This window comes from Pseudomonas sp. B16120 (genome assembly GCF_044218845.1).
GTDB lineage: Bacteria > Pseudomonadota > Gammaproteobacteria > Pseudomonadales > Pseudomonadaceae > Aquipseudomonas > Aquipseudomonas paracarnis.
Genome location: NZ_CP162588.1, coordinates 1,129,642 through 1,145,305 on the forward strand (window position 1 = coordinate 1,129,642; position 15,664 = coordinate 1,145,305).

Here is a 15,664-nt window from a genome sequence, read left to right on the forward strand (position 1 = left end):
CTGCTCCTTGAAAAGGCGCGCAGTTTATCAACTGACGACGCGCAGCGGGGCGCCGTTGAAAAAGCTCTGGGCGTTTTCCGTGAGCTGGCCGACGATGCGCTGCCGCGCTTCGCGACTGCCCCAGGCGTTGTGGGGTGTGACGATCAAGCGTGGAATGTTTCCCGCCAGCAGCGGATTACCAGTGACTGGCGGCTCGACACTCAACACGTCAGTCGCGGCGCCGCCAAGATGACCACTGCGCAGCGCGTCGGCCAGGGCCTGTTCATTGATCAAGCCACCGCGTGCGGTGTTGACGATAAACGCGCCGGGCTTGAGCAGCGCCAGTTCACGGGCGCCGATAAAGTCGCGGGTGTGTTCATTGAGTGGGCAATGCAGGGTCAGCGCATCGACCTGGGTCAGCAATTCGTCCAGCGGCACACGGTCGGCGCGGGCAGGGCGCCCAGGTATCGCGCCGAGCACCACGCGCATGCCGAACGCTTCAGCCAGGCGTGCCACGGCACTGCCCAATTCACCGTGGCCGAGCAGGCCGAGGGTTTTGCCTTCCAGTTCGACGATCGGATGGTCCAGCAGGCAAAACTGTTTGGCCTGCTGCCATTTGCCAGCGGCCACATCCTGTTGATAGTCCTTCAAGCGCGTGGCGAGGTTGAGCAGCAGCATGATCGTATGTTGTGCCACCGACGGCGTGCCATAGCCCTGGCAGTTGCTCACGGTGATGCCGTGGGCGCGGGCCGCTTCAAGGTCGATATTGTTGGTGCCAGTGGCCGACACCAGGATCAGTTTGAGCTCGGGGCAGGCGGCCAGGGTTTGCGCCGTGAGCGGGATTTTATTGCTGATGGCGACTTGGGCGCCCTGCAAGCGCTCCAGCACATTTTCTGGCGTGGTCTGTTCAAACAACTGAAGCTGGCTGAAGCAGTCATGCAAACCGCTGAGGTCGAGGTCGCCCAAGTCCAGGGAAGGGTGGTCGAGGAAGACGGCGCGGCGATTGTTCATGATCAACTGTACCTTTTGCGACGAGGTTCGAAGGCGTAATCTGCCGAGCCTATCAGATGAAATAATCAGTTACTTAATGGAGTGAGCATGTACGTCGCCGAGTTTTTGACCGTAGCCTTGATTCACTTGTTGGCAGTGGCGAGCCCCGGCCCGGATTTCGCCGTGGTGGTGCGTGAAAGCGTGACCCACGGCCGCCGTGCCGGAACCTGGACGGCCTTGGGCGTCGGTTCGGCGATTTTCCTGCATGTGGGTTACTCGTTGCTGGGTATCGGCTTGATCGTGTCCCAGTCTATTGTGCTGTTCAATGCGTTGAAGTGGGCCGCAGCCGCGTACCTGCTGTACATCGGCTTCAAGGCCCTGCGCGCTCAGCCGGCCAAGCCTGCGGCCGAGGGCGAGCTGCACCGTGAAGCGGGCGAGCGCACTCCACGCGGCGCGTTTACCGCAGGCTTTGTGACCAATGGCTTGAACCCCAAGGCCACGCTGTTCTTCCTGTCGCTGTTCACCGTGGTGATCAACCCCCACACGCCGCTGGCGGTACAGGCTGGTTACGGTGTGTACCTGGCGGTGGCCACGGCCCTGTGGTTTTGCCTGGTGGCCATGTTGTTCAGCCAGCAGCGCGTGCGCGCCGGGTTTGCAAAGATGGGTCATTGGTTTGATCGGACCATGGGCGCGGTGTTGATTGCCATCGGGGTGAAGCTGGCCTTTACCAGCATGAAATAATCACTTTTCTCAAGTCAGCACAGTCCAAATGTGGGAGCGGGCTTGCTCGCGAATGCGGTGGTTCAGTCAAAGATATACTGGCTGACACTCCGCATTCGCGAGCAAGCCCGCTCCCACATTGGGTCTCATTAGGTCCTCGGTAATGGCGTAACGCTAGCATTTGCTGGTCCCTGCAAATCATTCCTTTGGCTGATTTGGCTGAAACATAAGCGCTCTACAGTGCAGGTCTTCAAGCCAAGACCGTGCAGTCATTAAAGGGATTCTTATGTTGCAGACCCGTGTTATCCCGCCCGCCGAAGGTGCGTACCAGTACCCGCTGTTGATCAAGCGCCTGTTGATGTCCGGGACTCGCTACGAGAAGACCCGGGAAATTATCTACCGCGACAAGCTGCGCTACAGCTACCCGACGCTGATCGAGCGCGTTGCGCGCCTGGCCAATGTGCTGACCGAAGCCGGGGTCAAGGCTGGTGATACTGTGGCGGTGATGGACTGGGACAGCCACCGTTACCTGGAGTGCATGTTCGCCATCCCGATGATCGGCGCGGTGATTCACACCATCAACGTGCGCCTGTCGCCAGAACAGATTCTGTACACCATGAACCACGCCGAAGACCGCTTTGTGCTGGTCAACAGTGAGTTCGTGGGGCTCTACCAGGCCATTGCCGGGCAGCTCACCACCGTCGACAAGACCTTGTTGATTACCGATGGTGACACCCTCACCGCCGAGCTACCCAACCTGGTGGGTGAGTATGAAACCCTGCTGGCCGCGGCCAGCCCCATCTATGACTTCGAGGATTTCGACGAAAACTCGGTCGCCACCACCTTCTACACCACCGGCACCACCGGTAACCCCAAGGGCGTGTACTTCACCCACCGGCAACTGGTGCTGCACACCATTGGCGTGGCGACCATCATGGGCAGCGTCGACAGTGTGCGCCTGTTGGGCACCAACGATGTGTATATGCCGATCACGCCGATGTTCCACGTACACGCCTGGGGCTTGCCGTATGTGGCGACCATGCTCGGGCTCAAACAGGTGTACCCCGGCCGCTACGACCCCGAATACCTGGTGGAACTGTGGCGCAAGGAGAAGGTGACGTTCTCCCACTGTGTGCCGACCATTCTGCAAATGGTGCTCAACGCCAAGGCTGCGCAGAACGTGGATTTCGGCGGCTGGAAAATCGTCATCGGCGGCAGCGCCCTCAACCGTTCGCTGTATGAAGCTGCCAAGGCTCGTGGCATTCAGCTGACCGCTGCGTATGGCATGTCCGAGACCGGGCCGCTGGTGTCCTGCGCTCACCTCAATGATGAGCTGATGGCCGGCAGCGAAGATGAGCGCACCACCTACCGCATCAAGGCCGGTGTGCCGGGCCCGTTGGTCGAGGCGGCAATCATGGACACCGACGGTCGTTTCCTACCCGCCGATGGCGAAACCCAGGGCGAACTGGTGCTGCGCGCGCCGTGGCTGACCGAGGGTTACTACAACGAGCCGCACAAGGGCGCCGAGCTATGGGCCGGTGGCTGGCTGCACACCGGTGATGTGGCCACGCTGGATGCCTTCGGTGTGATTGATATCCGCGACCGCATCAAGGATGTGATCAAGACCGGCGGCGAATGGATCTCTTCCCTGGCACTCGAAGATCTGGTCAGCCGCCACCCGGCGGTACGGGAAGTGGCGGTGGTGGGCATTGCCGACCCGCAATGGGGCGAGCGGCCCTTCGCCTTGTTGGTGGTGCGTGAAGGGCATGTGATCGATGCGCGAGAGCTCAAGGAACACCTCAAGCCTTTTGTCGAGCTGGGCCATTTGAGCAAGTGGGCGATCCCGAGCCAGATCGCCGTTGTTACTGAAATTCCCAAGACCAGTGTCGGCAAACTCGACAAGAAACGTATCCGTGTCGACATCATCGAATGGCAGGCCAACAACAGCACGTTCCTGTCCACGCTCTAAACCTTCTCGCCGCGCCCGTTCGGGCGCGGCAATGCTCTATATCAAGCCTTTACTTGTGATTTGCCGAATTTCAGCCATCCTTCCCGCGTCGACCTTCGTCGGCGTGGCGAAAGGGTTGTGGCAGACAGGTTGGTGATGCAAATCACACTTTAGAGGGATCAAGCACTACCCCCCTCTGGCTATAGTCCCTTTCAGAGTTTTTCGCGGATGTTGCGCTTCGAGCCATGGAGGCTCGGTGGCGATGCGGCATTGGAATCGTTGTATCCCGGCCGTTACATCTGAAGAAAGGGCTCACTGCCATAACAATAAAATATGCACATGGAGTAGCGTCGATGACCTCAGTAAACCAGTTCTGGCGCCGGGCAAGACTGCCCCTGGCCGTCAGCCTCGCTTCTACGCTCGCCGGGCCGGCATTCGGCGTCAGTTTCAACATTGGTGAAATCGAAGGGAGCTTTGACTCGTCGCTTTCCGTGGGGGCGAGCTGGTCCACGGCCAAACCCAATCGTGACCTGATCGGTGCCAACAACGGCGGCAAGGGCCTGTCCCAGACCTCCGATGACGGGCACTTGAACTTCAAGCGCGGCGAGACGTTCTCGAAGATCTTCAAGGGCATCCACGACCTGGAACTGAAGTACGGCGACACCGGTGTGTTTGTGCGGGGCAAGTACTGGTACGACTTTGAACTCAAGGACGAAAGCCGTCCGTTCAAGGACATCAGCGACAACAACCGCAAGGAAGGCGCCAAGTCTTCGGGCGGGCAGATTCTCGACGCATTCGTCTACCACAACTACTCGATTGCCGATGCGCCGGGTTCCGTGCGTTTTGGTAAGCAGGTGGTGAGCTGGGGCGAAAGTACCTTCATCGGCGGCGGCATCAACTCCATTAACCCGATCGACGTGTCGGCGTTTCGCCGTCCGGGGGCCGAGATCAAGGAAGGCTTGATCCCGGTGAACATGTTCTACGTGTCCCAGTCGCTCACCGACAACCTGTCGGCCGAGGCGTTTTACCAGCTGGAGTGGGACCAGACCGTGACCGATAACTGCGGCACGTTCTTCTCGCAGCCGGACGTGATCTCCGATGGTTGCAGCAATAACCTGCGGGTACTGAACAAGCGTTCGACCATTCCTGCCGCCGCCCTGCCGACCCTGGGTGCCTTGGGGGTGGACGTGAACAGCGAAGGCGTGCTGGTGCGCCGTGGGCCGGACCGTGATGCCCGCGACAGCGGCCAGTTTGGCGTGGCCATGCGCTACAACTTCGAACCGCTGGATACCGAATTCGGCGCCTACTTCATGAACTACCACAGCCGTGCGCCGATCTTCAGCGCGCAGGGCGCGCCATCGGCGGCCTACACGCGTCCGCTGGGGCCACTGGGGGCCTTGCGACCGTTGATCGTGGCGGGTAGCTCGAACTACTTCGTCGAGTACCCGGAAGATATTCGCCTCTACGGCCTGAGTTTCTCCACCACCTTGCCTACCGGCACCGCCTGGAGCGGTGAGTTGAGCTACCGTCCGAATGCGCCGGTGCAGTTGAGCACCACTGACATTCTGTTCGCCGGTGTCACGCCGATCCCCGGCTTTGGCAATGCGTCCGTGCTCAAGGGCACGCCGGGCCAGGACCTGCACGGCTACAACCGCAAGGAGGTCACCCAGTTCCAGACCACCTTCACGCACTTCTTCGATCAGGTGATGGGCGCCAGCCGCCTCACCACCGTCGGTGAAATCGGCGTGACCCACGTGGGTGGCCTGGAAAGCAAATCCCAGGCTCGTTACGGCCGCGACCCGGTGTTCGGCCCAGGCACGCTGCCAGGTGGGTTCTGCAACGCCCTCAACAACTCCACCGCCAACGGCGCCGGCTTGCCCAACGCTGCTGGCCTGAACACCAACTGCAACAACGACGGCTACACCACCGCAACGTCCTGGGGCTACCGCGCCCGTGCCATCTGGGAATACCCGGACGTGTTCGCGGGCGTGAACCTCAAACCCAACGTGGCCTGGTCCCATGACGTCAAAGGTTACTCGCCAGGCCCTGGCGGCAACTTTGAAGAAGGTCGCAAGGCGGTCAGCCTGGGCCTGGATGCCGAATACCAGAACACCTATACCGCGAGCCTGGCGTACACCAACTTCTTTGGTGGCAAGTTCAGCACTGTGGATGACCGCGACTTTGTCGCCTTGAGCTTCGGCGCCAACTTCTAAGCACACTCTTTTCAAGTGGCATGTATTCAGGAAGACCAGAGCATGAAAATAACAAAAAGTCTGTTGCACGTGGGTGTGCTTGGGCTGTCGATCCTGGCGAGTAACGTCATGGCGGCAGTCTCGGCAGATGAAGCCGCCAAGCTCGGCACGACCCTGACCCCGATGGGCGCCGAGATGGCCGGTAACGCGGCCGGCACCATTCCAAAATGGTCGCCATTGCCGACCAATGCCGGTGCGGTCGACGCCCGTGGTTTCCTCGCCAACCCGTATGCCAGCGAGCAACCGCAGTTCACCATCACCGCGCAGAACGTCGAGCAGTACAAAGACAAGCTGGCCCCCGGGCAATACGCGATGTTCAAGCGTTACCCGGACAGCTTCAAGATGCCGGTGTACCCGACCCATCGCGGCGCCACCGTGCCGGCCGAGGTGTTTGCCTCGATCAAGAAAAACGCCACCACCACCAACCTGGTGTCCGGCGGCAACGGTCTGGAAAACTTCGAAACCGCCGTCCCGTTCCCGATTCCCAAGAGCGGCGTTGAAGTGATCTGGAACCACATCACCCGTTATCGCGGTGGCAGCGTGACCCGCCTGGTTACCCAGGCCACCCCGCAAACCAACGGTTCCTACAGCCTGGTGTACTTCCGCGACCAGTTCGTGTTCCGCGACAAGATGAAGGACTTCGATCCGAAAAACCCAGGCAACGTGCTGTTCTACTTCAAGCAGCAAGTGACTGCGCCAGCGCGCCTGGCCGGTGGTGTGCTGCTGGTGCACGAAACCCTGGACCAGGTCAAAGAACCGCGTTCGGCCTGGGTCTACAACGCCGGGCAGCGCCGTGTGCGTCGGGCGCCGCAAGTGTCCTATGACGGGCCGGGTACTGCCGCCGACGGCCTGCGCACCTCCGACAACCTCGACATGTACAACGGTGCGCCGGACCGCTACGACTGGAAGCTGGAAGGCAAGAAAGAAATCTACATTGCCTCCAACAGCTACAAGATCGACGATCCCAAGCTCAAGTACGCCGATATCATCAAGGCTGGCCACATCAACCAGGACCTGGCTCGCTACGAGCTGCGCCGTGTCTGGCACGTGGTCGCCACCTTGAAGGAAGGCCAGCGCCACATCTACGCCAAGCGTGACTTCTACATCGACGAAGACACCTGGCAGGCAGCGGTGATCGACCACTACGACGGTCGTGGCCAACTGTGGCGCGTCGCCGAGGCCCATGGCGAGAACTACTACGACAAGCAAGTGCCGTGGTACGCCCTGGAAACCCTCTACGACCTGCAGTCCGGCCGCTACCTGGCCCTGGGCATGAAGAACGAAGAGAAGCAGGCCTATGACTTCGGCTTCACCGCCAGCACCAGCGACTTCACCCCAGCGGCCCTGCGCCAGGACGGTGTTCGCTAACCTCTGCTGATGCTCTCTGAATGATCGCTCCCACGCTCTGCGTGGGAGTGCTTCCTGTGACGCTCTGCGTCACGCCTCAAAAGTCGACGCGCAGCGTCGAAGTCTGCATTCCCACGCAGAGCGTGGGAACGATCATTCCTGGATGGGCGCGTTTTTTTTTGTGCTTCGCGAGCAAGCTCGCTCCTGCTTCTTGCTTGGCGGCTGGAAGGGATATTTCTTGTCGCAGTTCTTTTTCAGCCATTTGTTGCAAAGATCTACAATCCCGCCGCTTTTACCGCTAGTCTGCGGACATCTGCAATGCCGACAACAGCCTTCTACAAGAGCCCGGCGATGACTGATCTGTCCCGAACCCATGGGCCTGCCAGTGTGGTGATGCCGCCGCTGGAAGGCCGCTTCTACCGGCCCCCGTTGCCTGACGGCTACGTGCTGCGCCCGCGCCTGTGCGAACGGCTGAATGCGGGCCTTGATGGGCGACTGTTGCTGGTCAGCGCGCCCGCGGGGTTCGGCAAGAGTTCGTTGGCGGTGGAGTTCTGCCAGGGCTTGCCAGCCCAGTGGCAAAGCCTGTGGTTGGGCCTGAGCCCTCGTGACAGTGACCCCGGCCGTTTCCTGGAGCGGCTGCTCGACGGCTTGCAACAGTATTTTCCGCAACTCGGCGCCCAATCCCTGGGGTTGCTGAAAATGCGCCAGCGTCACCAACCCTTTGCCTTCGAAGAATGGCTCGATGGCCTGCTCGACGAACTGGCCGTGCACCTGTCTGCACGTTCGCCGTTATTGCTGGTGCTGGATGACTATCACCTGGCCCAGGGCCCGGTGCTGGATCGCTGCCTGCAGTTTTTTCTCAATCATTTGCCTGATGGCCTGGTGGTGCTGGTCACCAGCCGGCAGCGTCCGGACTGGCACCTGGCACGCCTGCGTCTGTCGCGACACCTGTTGGAACTGCATGAGCAAGACCTGCGCCTGACCCATGACGAATCCCTGGCGGTGCTGGATGGACACGGCAATGCATTGCGCGGTGAGGCGTTGGAAAACCTGATCCGTCGTAGCGAGGGCTGGGTCGCCGGCCTGCGCTTCTGGTTGTTGGCGGCCTCCGAAGCCGGCAGTGAGGGCGCCTTGCCGCAAAGCCTGCACGGTGGCGAAGGGCTGATTCGCGATTACCTGCTCGAAGAAGTCATCGACTGCCTGCCCGCAGAAGTGCAAGCGTTCCTGTATGACACCGCACCTCAGGAGCGTTTTTGCAGCGAATTATGCGACGCCGTCCGCGAGGCCCATGACAGCGCAGAAATCCTGCGCTATTTGCAGGCTCATCAAGTGTTCCTGGTGCCGTTGGATGAGCAAGGGCACTGGTACCGTTATCACCATTTGTTCTCCGACCTGCTGCGTACCCGCCGCGAGAAAAGCGCCACCTTGCCGCCGGCCAGCCTGCACTTGCGCGCCTGTCGCTGGTTTAACACCCAGGGCTTGATCGACGAGGCGGTGGAGCAGGCGCTGCGGGCCGGGCATCTGGATGTGGCGGCTAACCTGGTGCAGAACCTGTCCGAAGAGCAACTGCTGGCAGAGCAGAACATCGGCATGCTGCTGCGCTGGAAGATGGACTTGCCCGACAGCCTGCTGATCAGCACGCCGCGTTTGATCGTGCTGTACAGCTGGGCGCTGGGGCTCGCATGCCAATTGGATGCAGCGCAGGAGCTGTCCAGCTACCTCAGCCGCTTCCTGCCGGCGCCATCGGCCACCGCGCAAAAATCCATGTTGGCCCAATGGTTGGCGCTGAGCGGGATTATTGCCCGTGGGCGCGGAGACCGTGAGCTGACCCAGCGCTATTGCAACGAAGCGTTGGAAAGCTTGCCGCCAAAGCGTTACGGCCAGCGCCTGATGTGCCTCTCGACCCTGTCCAACCTGGCGATCGTCGATGCCGACCTGTGGCGCGCTCGTGGTCTGAACCGCGAATCGTTGGAGCTGGCGCAGCGCGTCGGTAACCCCTTGTTTGAAGCCTTGGCCCATTACGACCGGGCGCGGGTGCTGCAGGCGCGGGGGGAGATCCTGCGTTCCCTGGATGAAGCCCGCCAGGGCCTTGAGCGCCTGCATGGGCTGGCGCCCCAGCGCCTGTATGCCGTGCGCGCACGCCTGTCGCTGTACGAGGGGTACCTGCTGCTGGTGCGTTACCAGCCCGAAGCCGGCCTGGCGCGTTTGCGCGCCGGCCTGGCCGAGGCCCGTGCCTGCCGCGATATCAGCGTGCTGATCGGGCACTGCGTCATCGCCAGCTTCGAAGGGCGGCGTGGGGAGTTTGCCCATGCTTTTGCCGAACTGGCCGAGGCCGAACGCTTGATGCACATCTGGGATGTGCCGCCGATCTATTACCTGGCGATGATCACCCTGATCAAATGCGAGTTGTGGCTGGCCCAGGGGCGCACTGACCTAGCCGACGCCTGGCTGGCCCGCCTGGGGCAGACCTACAACGGCGAGCACGCCGCGGCCGCCCCCGAGTTTCATCCGCACCTGCCGCAACATATCGAGCTGCAACAAGCCGCGCTCGATGCCACGCGCCATCAGCCCGACAGTGCGCTGCAACGCCTGGAAGCGTTGGCCCAACAGGCCCATGACAGTGGGCGCCAGATGATTGCCCTGATGGCGCTGGTCCAGCAGGTGCAGTTACTTCTGGATAATGGCCAGGAGGCCAAGGCCCGGCCGGTATTCGCCCGTGCCCTGGAAGCCGGTTCGGGCGGTGCGTTGCAGCCGTTTCAACGGTTGTTGGAGGGTTACCCGCAGTGGATGCGCGAGCAGTTGGGCAAGGATTCCCATGGGCTGCTCAACCAGAGCTTGCTGGCGTTGCTGCCCCAAGTCAGCGCAGTTGAAGCCGCACCTCAACAGGAAACCCTCAGCACCCGAGAGCTGGCGGTGCTGCAACTGATTGCCCAAGGCTGTTCAAACCAGGAAATCAGCAACCAGTTGTTCATCTCTCTGCACACGGTGAAGACCCACGCCAGCCACATCAACAGCAAGCTCGGCGTGGAGCGTCGTACCCAGGCAGTAGCGCGGGCCAAGGCCATGGGCTTGTTGGCCTGAGCCCTGGGTTTATGGCGTGGTCGGGCAGCCTTTGAGTGAGGTGTCGACGGTCTGATTGATCAGCGCCGCGAAACGCTTGAGGTTGTTCTGATGCGCCACCACCAACTCGTCGATGCTCGGCCCGGCAGGTGATTGCAAGGTGGTGCGGCAGGTCAAGGCCGGGCGATCGCCATTGACTTGCCTCAGGCGCCAGCGCACATCGAGCAATGCGTACTGCCCCGGTACCGAGTCAAACCGCTGCACGTCTACGCGCAAAGCCACGGCTTGCCGGGCATTGCTGTTGGCCAATTGATCGACCAAGGCGCTCCTCAGTTCATCGGCGAGGGTGGCGGCCCACCACTGGGTTTCAAGAATCGCCAGGCCGCTGTCGCCCTGGCGGATCACTATCTGCGCGCGGTCGACCTGAGGCGGCACGCTGATGCTCTCAATGCGCACACCGCCGGCCTCTGCTCGCGTACTCGGGCTCAAGTGCGCCGGGGTCAGGGTATGAAAAGCGATGGGTTCACTGCGACAGGCACCGAGCAGCAGCAGGGCGCTCAGTAACGTGATCTTCAACGGCAATGTCATGGCGGCTCCAATGGTCATTTGCGGGGTGGCCCTTGCAGGTCCGTCGGTGCGGCGTTATCGGGGCGGCCGCGAATCAGCGACTCCGGATGCCGGCCCAGATAATCCGAAAGCTCGCGCAGGGAACGCGACATGCGCCCCAACTCGTCGAGGGTCTGGGTCAGTTGTTCACGCTGCGGCGAGTCTTCGGCCAGGGTTGAACTGGCCGATTGCAGGGTCTTGCTCACGTCGGCCAAGGTCGTTTGCACACCCGGCAGCGTCTTGGCGTTGAATTGCGCCAGGCCCTTGCGCAGTTCGACCAGGCTGGCGTCGAGGTTGCCGGCAATACGCTCGACAGGCAGTTGGCTGATCTTGTTGACGATGCCTTCGAACTTCTCTTGCAGCTGTTCCAGGTTGCCCGGAATGGTGGGGATGCCCACGGGGCGCTGGTTCGGGTCGAACGCGACTTTTTCCGCCTTGGGGTAGAAGTCCAGGGCGATGTAGAGCTGGCCGGTCAGCAAGTTACCGCTGCGAGCCTGGGCGCGCAGGCCGTTTTCGATGAAGGTCCCGATCAGGCGTACGCCGGCTGCCTCATCGTCAGGGTTATTGTTCATGGCCTTGAGCAGCTTGGTGTGGGCCTCGCCGAGCAGTTGCGGGTAGATCACGATGCCGACATTGACCGGGAAGGTGCGTTTCTTCGCATCGAAATCCAGGTTGATCGATACAACCCTGCCGAACTCGACGCCGAGGAACTCCACCGGTGCGTCGACTTTCAGCCCGCGCAGGGCCTGATCGAAGCGCAGGACCATGTATTGCCCATTGCCGTTGGGCGGGGCGAGGGCGCTTTGCTGGTCTTCGAACAATTCAAAGCTGCGACTTTCTTCGGCCGGTTTGTCATTGGGGTTGTAGGGCGGCGCCTGGAAGGCAATCCCCCCCATCAACATGGACGACAAGGATTCGGTTTTCAGCGCAAAGCCATTGGCACCGACGCTCAAGTCGACGCCGCTGGCATTCCAGAACCGCGTGTTCTCGGTGATGTACACATCATTGGGCGCATGCACGAAGATTTCGACATTCACGCCCTTGCCCTCGTTGTCCAGCTCATAGGCCACCACCTGGCCCACCGGGATCTTGCGGTAATAGACGGGGGAGCCGATGTCCAGGGAACCCAGGGCCTGGGTGTGCAGGGTGAAGCGCTTGCCCGGCTCGCCGTAGGTGATGGGCGGCGGGTTTTCCAAGCCGGTGAAGTGCTTGGCGCGGGTCTCGGATTGACCGATGTCCGCGCCGATATAGTCGCCGGACAACAACGTGTCGATGCCCGACACGCCGCCTGCGCCAATGCGCGGGCGCACCACCCAGAATTTCGAATCTTCGCGGGTGAAGCTTTCGGCCTGTTTGACCAGCTCGACGGTGGCATTGACGCTTTTCTGGTCATCACTCAGAGCTACGGCGGTTACTTGGCCGATCACCACGTTGCGGTATTTGACCTCGGTTTTGTTGGCAACCAGCCCGCTGCCGGTCTTGAAGTTGAGGACGATGGTCGGCCCTTGTTGCATGACGCTGTGAATCACCAGCGAGATCCCCACCAGTACGGCGACAATCGGCACGATCCAGACCAGCGAGACACTGAAACGACGCGTCTTGATCACGGGTTGCCCCGCAGGGGTGTCAGCCTTGGATGAGCTCATCCGTGGTCTCCTCGTTATGTGGGTTTTCCCAGATTAGCCGGGGATCAAAGCTCATGGCCGCGAGCATCGTAAACACGACCACCAGGCCAAAAAACAGAATGCCCAGGCGCGGTTCTATCGTGCCCAGGGCTTGAAACTTCACCAGTGCGGCCACCAGGGCGACCACGATGACATCGAGCATCGACCAATAGCCGATCAGTTCGATAAACCGAAACAGCTTCGAACGCTCCTTGCGCGCCCACTGGCTATTGCGCTGCACAGTGACCAGCAGCAGCCCCAGCGACAGGAACTTAATGCCCGGCACGGCAATGCTGGCGATGAAAATGATCAGCGCAATGTCCCAGGCGCCATGTTGCCAGAACTCCAGCACGCCGCTCATGATGGTGCTGTCTGCGCCCGAGCCGAGCATGGTGGTGTTCATCACTGGCAATAAATTGGCCGGGACATAAAAGGCGAGGGCGGTGAGCATGTAGGCCCAGGTTCGGGTCAGGGACTGCACCTTGCGCCGATGCAGCGCGGCGCCACAGCGGTCGCACTCGGTGGGCTCAAGGCGCATGTCGCAGGGCTGGCCGCAGGTGTGGCACAGGCACAGGTTCAGCTCGCGGGCGGTGGGCGGTGAATTCATACGGTGTCCCACAGGTCGCGCACATCGCGCCCGGCAATGCGGATCAGCAACAGGCTCAGGGCGGCCAAGGCGAACAGGCCGGTGCCTGGGATCACATCCAGCATGCCGGCCAGCTTGAACACCGCGACCATCGCGCCCAATAGGCACACCTCCAGCATGCTCCAGGGCCGGAGTGCTTCGAGCCAGCGCATGCACAGCTTGAACGCCGGCGAGCGCCTGCCGGCCAAGGCGAAACTCAGCACCCAGATCAGCAATAGCAGCTGAAACACCGGCGCGATAATGATGGAAATCGCCGCTACCAAGGCAATGAACGTGATCGGCCCCAGGCTCAGTGCAACCACTGAGTCCCAGAGGGTGGCGCTGTTTTTCAAACCCTGCAGGCTGATGCTCATCACCGGATAAAAGTTGGCGAAGGTCCACAGCACTGCGGCAGTCACCGTCAGGGCGAGGCGTTGCTGCACCGACAAGCCGTTATAGCGCTGCAGTACGCCCGAGCAACGTACGCATAGGGCTTTTTGATGTTTGGCGAGCGTGACTTTCTCGTACACGCAGTCGCAGTGCTCGCAGATGATCTGTTGATTCGCCATGGGTGTTGCTCCAAATGCGACTGACTGCAGCGGGGGATTTCAATGGCGCGTGTGTAGCTTAGCAGCGGATAGACCGCGCAATCGACTCCTTCCAGAGCAGGGGCAAGCTACACCATACTGCACTTGGAACGCGCCAGAGAGCTTGCAGGACACCCATGACTATTGAAAAACAACCGTTGATTCGCGAAACCTTCCCCGTCGGCCCGTTGCAGTGCAACTGCACCATCATTGGTGACCCGGTCACAAAAAAAGCCATCGTCGTCGACCCCGGCGGCAATCACGAGTTGATTCTGGCGCGCCTTGATGCGCTGGGCCTGAAGGTGGTGAGCATTATCCACACCCATGCTCACCTTGATCATTTCCTGGCTTCCGGCCAATTGAAGGAAAAGACCGGTGCTACGTTGCACCTGCATAGGGATGATCAATTTCTGTGGGACAACCTGGAAATGCAATGCCAGATGTTTCGCGTGCCCTACGTCCCGGTGCCGTCTCCGGATCGCTGGCTGGAGCATGACGAAGAACTGGCCTGCGGCTGCGGCGTGGCCTTGCACACCCCAGGGCATACACCGGGCTCGATGAGTTTCTGGTTTGCCGACGCCAAGCTGTTGATCGCCGGCGATACCTTGTTTCGTCGCGGGGTAGGGCGTACGGATTTATGGGGCGGCGACCAGGCGACGATTGTGCGGTCGATCAAGCAGCGCCTGTATACGCTGGACGAAGGCGCGACGGTGGTCACTGGGCATGGGCCGGATACGTTGCTGGGCGATGAGATGCGGGAGAATCCTTTCGTGCGTGCGTGATGGGTTGTCGGCTCTGATACAAGCCGGTACAGACACACAGGCACAGGCCCGAGCCAAAGACAGCTATGCTTTACGCACCCCTGCACGGAATTTTTGCCGTTTGTCGCGTTCCAAACTCGGCACAGGTCCATTGCCAATGTCCTCTGCATCACAGAATGCAAAAGTAGGAGCTTCCTTCATGTTCACTCCGCGTCGTCTGCTTGTTGTCGCTACCGCCTTAGCCCTGTTGTCTGGCTGCGCTTCACCTAACCCTTATGACGGCAGCCAGGGACAGGCCAGCAATGGTTCCGAAAGCGGCATGAGCAAAACCGCCAAGTACGGCGGCCTCGGTGCGCTGGCTGGCGCATTGGCCGGTGCAGCCATCGACCATAACAACCGTGGCAAGGGCGCGCTGATTGGCGCAGTCGTTGCGGGTGCCGGTGCGGCGGGCTACGGCTACTACGCCGACCAGCAGGAGAAAAAACTGCGCGAAAGCATGGCCAATACCGGGGTTGAGGTGCAGCGCCAGGGCGACCAGATCAAGCTGATCATGCCGGGTAACATTACCTTCGCCACCAACTCGGACGCGATCTCCAGCAGCTTCTATCAGCCGCTGAACAACCTGGCCAACTCCCTCAAGCAGTTCAACCAGAACACCATCCAGATCGTTGGCTACACCGACAGCACCGGTAGCCGTCAACTGAACATGGACCTGTCCCAGCGCCGTGCGCAGAGCGTGGCCAACTACCTGACCTCCCAAGGTGTCAACGGTGCCAACCTGAGCGCACGCGGGGCCGGCCCGGATAACCCGATTGCCAGCAACGCCGACGTGAATGGCCGTGCCCAGAACCGTCGTGTCGAGGTCAACCTCGGCCCGATCCCTGGCCAGCAATACGGCCAGCCTGGCCAGCAGCAGGCGCCACAGCAGAACAACCAGTTCCAGGGCAACCCGTACCAGCAATACCAGTAAACCCCTGGGCACTAAAAAGGGCGCCGTGCAGTCAATGCACGGCGCCCTTTTTAGTGGCTGCGTGTTTTGATCGTTCCCACGCTCTGCGTGGGAATGCCCGCTCCTTCGGACGCTCCGCGTCCTACTCTTGGCGCAAAAGCTGAAGCGTGTGCGGT

The 15,664-nt window shown here is 61.0% G+C and carries 13 protein-coding genes; 7 read left to right on the forward strand and 6 right to left on the reverse strand.

The genetic code is table 11. From position 1 onward, the window contains the following. Positions 1–27 precede the first annotated feature (27 nt). A complete protein-coding gene (locus AB4P90_RS05510) occupies positions 28–993 on the reverse strand; it encodes a 2-hydroxyacid dehydrogenase (RefSeq protein WP_275967789.1) in 966 nt (321 codons plus the stop codon). An 84-nt stretch (positions 994–1,077) separates the two neighbouring features. Between AB4P90_RS05510 and AB4P90_RS05515 the strand changes: the two genes are divergently transcribed. The 4 genes from AB4P90_RS05515 (at position 1,078) to AB4P90_RS05530 (ending at position 7,257) form a co-directional block, all read left to right on the forward strand. Then, entirely contained in the window at positions 1,078–1,710 is a 633-nt protein-coding gene (locus AB4P90_RS05515) for a LysE family translocator (RefSeq protein ID WP_014716957.1), read from the forward strand. A gap of 265 nt (positions 1,711–1,975) precedes the next feature. After that, positions 1,976–3,658 carry a fatty acid--CoA ligase gene (locus AB4P90_RS05520; protein WP_014716958.1) on the forward strand — a complete coding sequence of 561 codons (1,683 nt, stop codon included), beginning with the start codon at positions 1,976–1,978 and terminating at the stop codon, positions 3,656–3,658. A gap of 332 nt (positions 3,659–3,990) precedes the next feature. Continuing rightward, positions 3,991–5,850: a DUF1302 domain-containing protein gene (locus AB4P90_RS05525; RefSeq protein WP_003188640.1), complete on the forward strand. Its 1,860-nt coding sequence runs from the start codon at positions 3,991–3,993 to the stop codon at positions 5,848–5,850. Positions 5,851–5,892: 42 nt separating this feature from the next. After that, positions 5,893–7,257 (forward strand): DUF1329 domain-containing protein, encoded by a 1,365-nt coding sequence (locus AB4P90_RS05530; RefSeq protein WP_014716959.1) that lies wholly within the window; start codon positions 5,893–5,895, stop codon positions 7,255–7,257. Between the two features lie 76 nt (positions 7,258–7,333). Here AB4P90_RS05530 and AB4P90_RS05535 read toward each other — a convergent pair whose 3' ends face one another. Then, on the reverse strand, positions 7,334–7,498 hold the full coding sequence (locus AB4P90_RS05535; protein WP_153649474.1) for a hypothetical protein: 165 nt from the start codon (positions 7,496–7,498) through the stop codon (positions 7,334–7,336). A gap of 89 nt (positions 7,499–7,587) precedes the next feature. Between AB4P90_RS05535 and AB4P90_RS05540 the strand changes: the two genes are divergently transcribed. Continuing rightward, positions 7,588–10,317: a LuxR C-terminal-related transcriptional regulator gene (locus AB4P90_RS05540; protein ID WP_014716960.1), complete on the forward strand. Its 2,730-nt coding sequence runs from the start codon at positions 7,588–7,590 to the stop codon at positions 10,315–10,317. A 9-nt stretch (positions 10,318–10,326) separates the two neighbouring features. Here AB4P90_RS05540 and AB4P90_RS05545 read toward each other — a convergent pair whose 3' ends face one another. The 4 genes from AB4P90_RS05545 to AB4P90_RS05560 are packed head-to-tail and all read right to left on the reverse strand — an operon-like array spanning position 10,327 to position 13,760. Beyond that, positions 10,327–10,884, reverse strand: a complete 558-nt coding sequence (locus tag AB4P90_RS05545; protein WP_019816952.1) for a membrane integrity-associated transporter subunit PqiC — start codon at positions 10,882–10,884, stop codon at positions 10,327–10,329. Between the two features lie 14 nt (positions 10,885–10,898). Further along, on the reverse strand, positions 10,899–12,548 hold the full coding sequence (locus AB4P90_RS05550; RefSeq protein WP_395605720.1) for an intermembrane transport protein PqiB: 1,650 nt from the start codon (positions 12,546–12,548) through the stop codon (positions 10,899–10,901). Further along, positions 12,529–13,173 carry a paraquat-inducible protein A gene (locus AB4P90_RS05555; protein ID WP_395605721.1) on the reverse strand — a complete coding sequence of 215 codons (645 nt, stop codon included), beginning with the start codon at positions 13,171–13,173 and terminating at the stop codon, positions 12,529–12,531. The genes AB4P90_RS05550 and AB4P90_RS05555 overlap by 20 nt, the downstream gene beginning before the upstream one ends. Next, the gene (locus tag AB4P90_RS05560; RefSeq protein ID WP_014716964.1) at positions 13,170–13,760 is read right to left on the reverse strand and encodes a paraquat-inducible protein A; all 591 of its coding nucleotides are present in this window, start codon (positions 13,758–13,760) and stop codon (positions 13,170–13,172) included. The genes AB4P90_RS05555 and AB4P90_RS05560 overlap by 4 nt, the downstream gene beginning before the upstream one ends. Before the next feature lie 155 nt (positions 13,761–13,915). Between AB4P90_RS05560 and AB4P90_RS05565 the strand changes: the two genes are divergently transcribed. Both AB4P90_RS05565 and AB4P90_RS05570 read left to right on the forward strand, forming a co-directional pair. Continuing rightward, positions 13,916–14,560 (forward strand): MBL fold metallo-hydrolase, encoded by a 645-nt coding sequence (locus AB4P90_RS05565; protein ID WP_191949125.1) that lies wholly within the window; start codon positions 13,916–13,918, stop codon positions 14,558–14,560. A gap of 178 nt (positions 14,561–14,738) precedes the next feature. Further along, complete coding sequence (locus AB4P90_RS05570) at positions 14,739–15,509, forward strand: OmpA family protein (RefSeq protein WP_395605722.1); 771 nt, start codon at positions 14,739–14,741, stop codon at positions 15,507–15,509. Positions 15,510–15,664 lie beyond the last annotated feature (155 nt).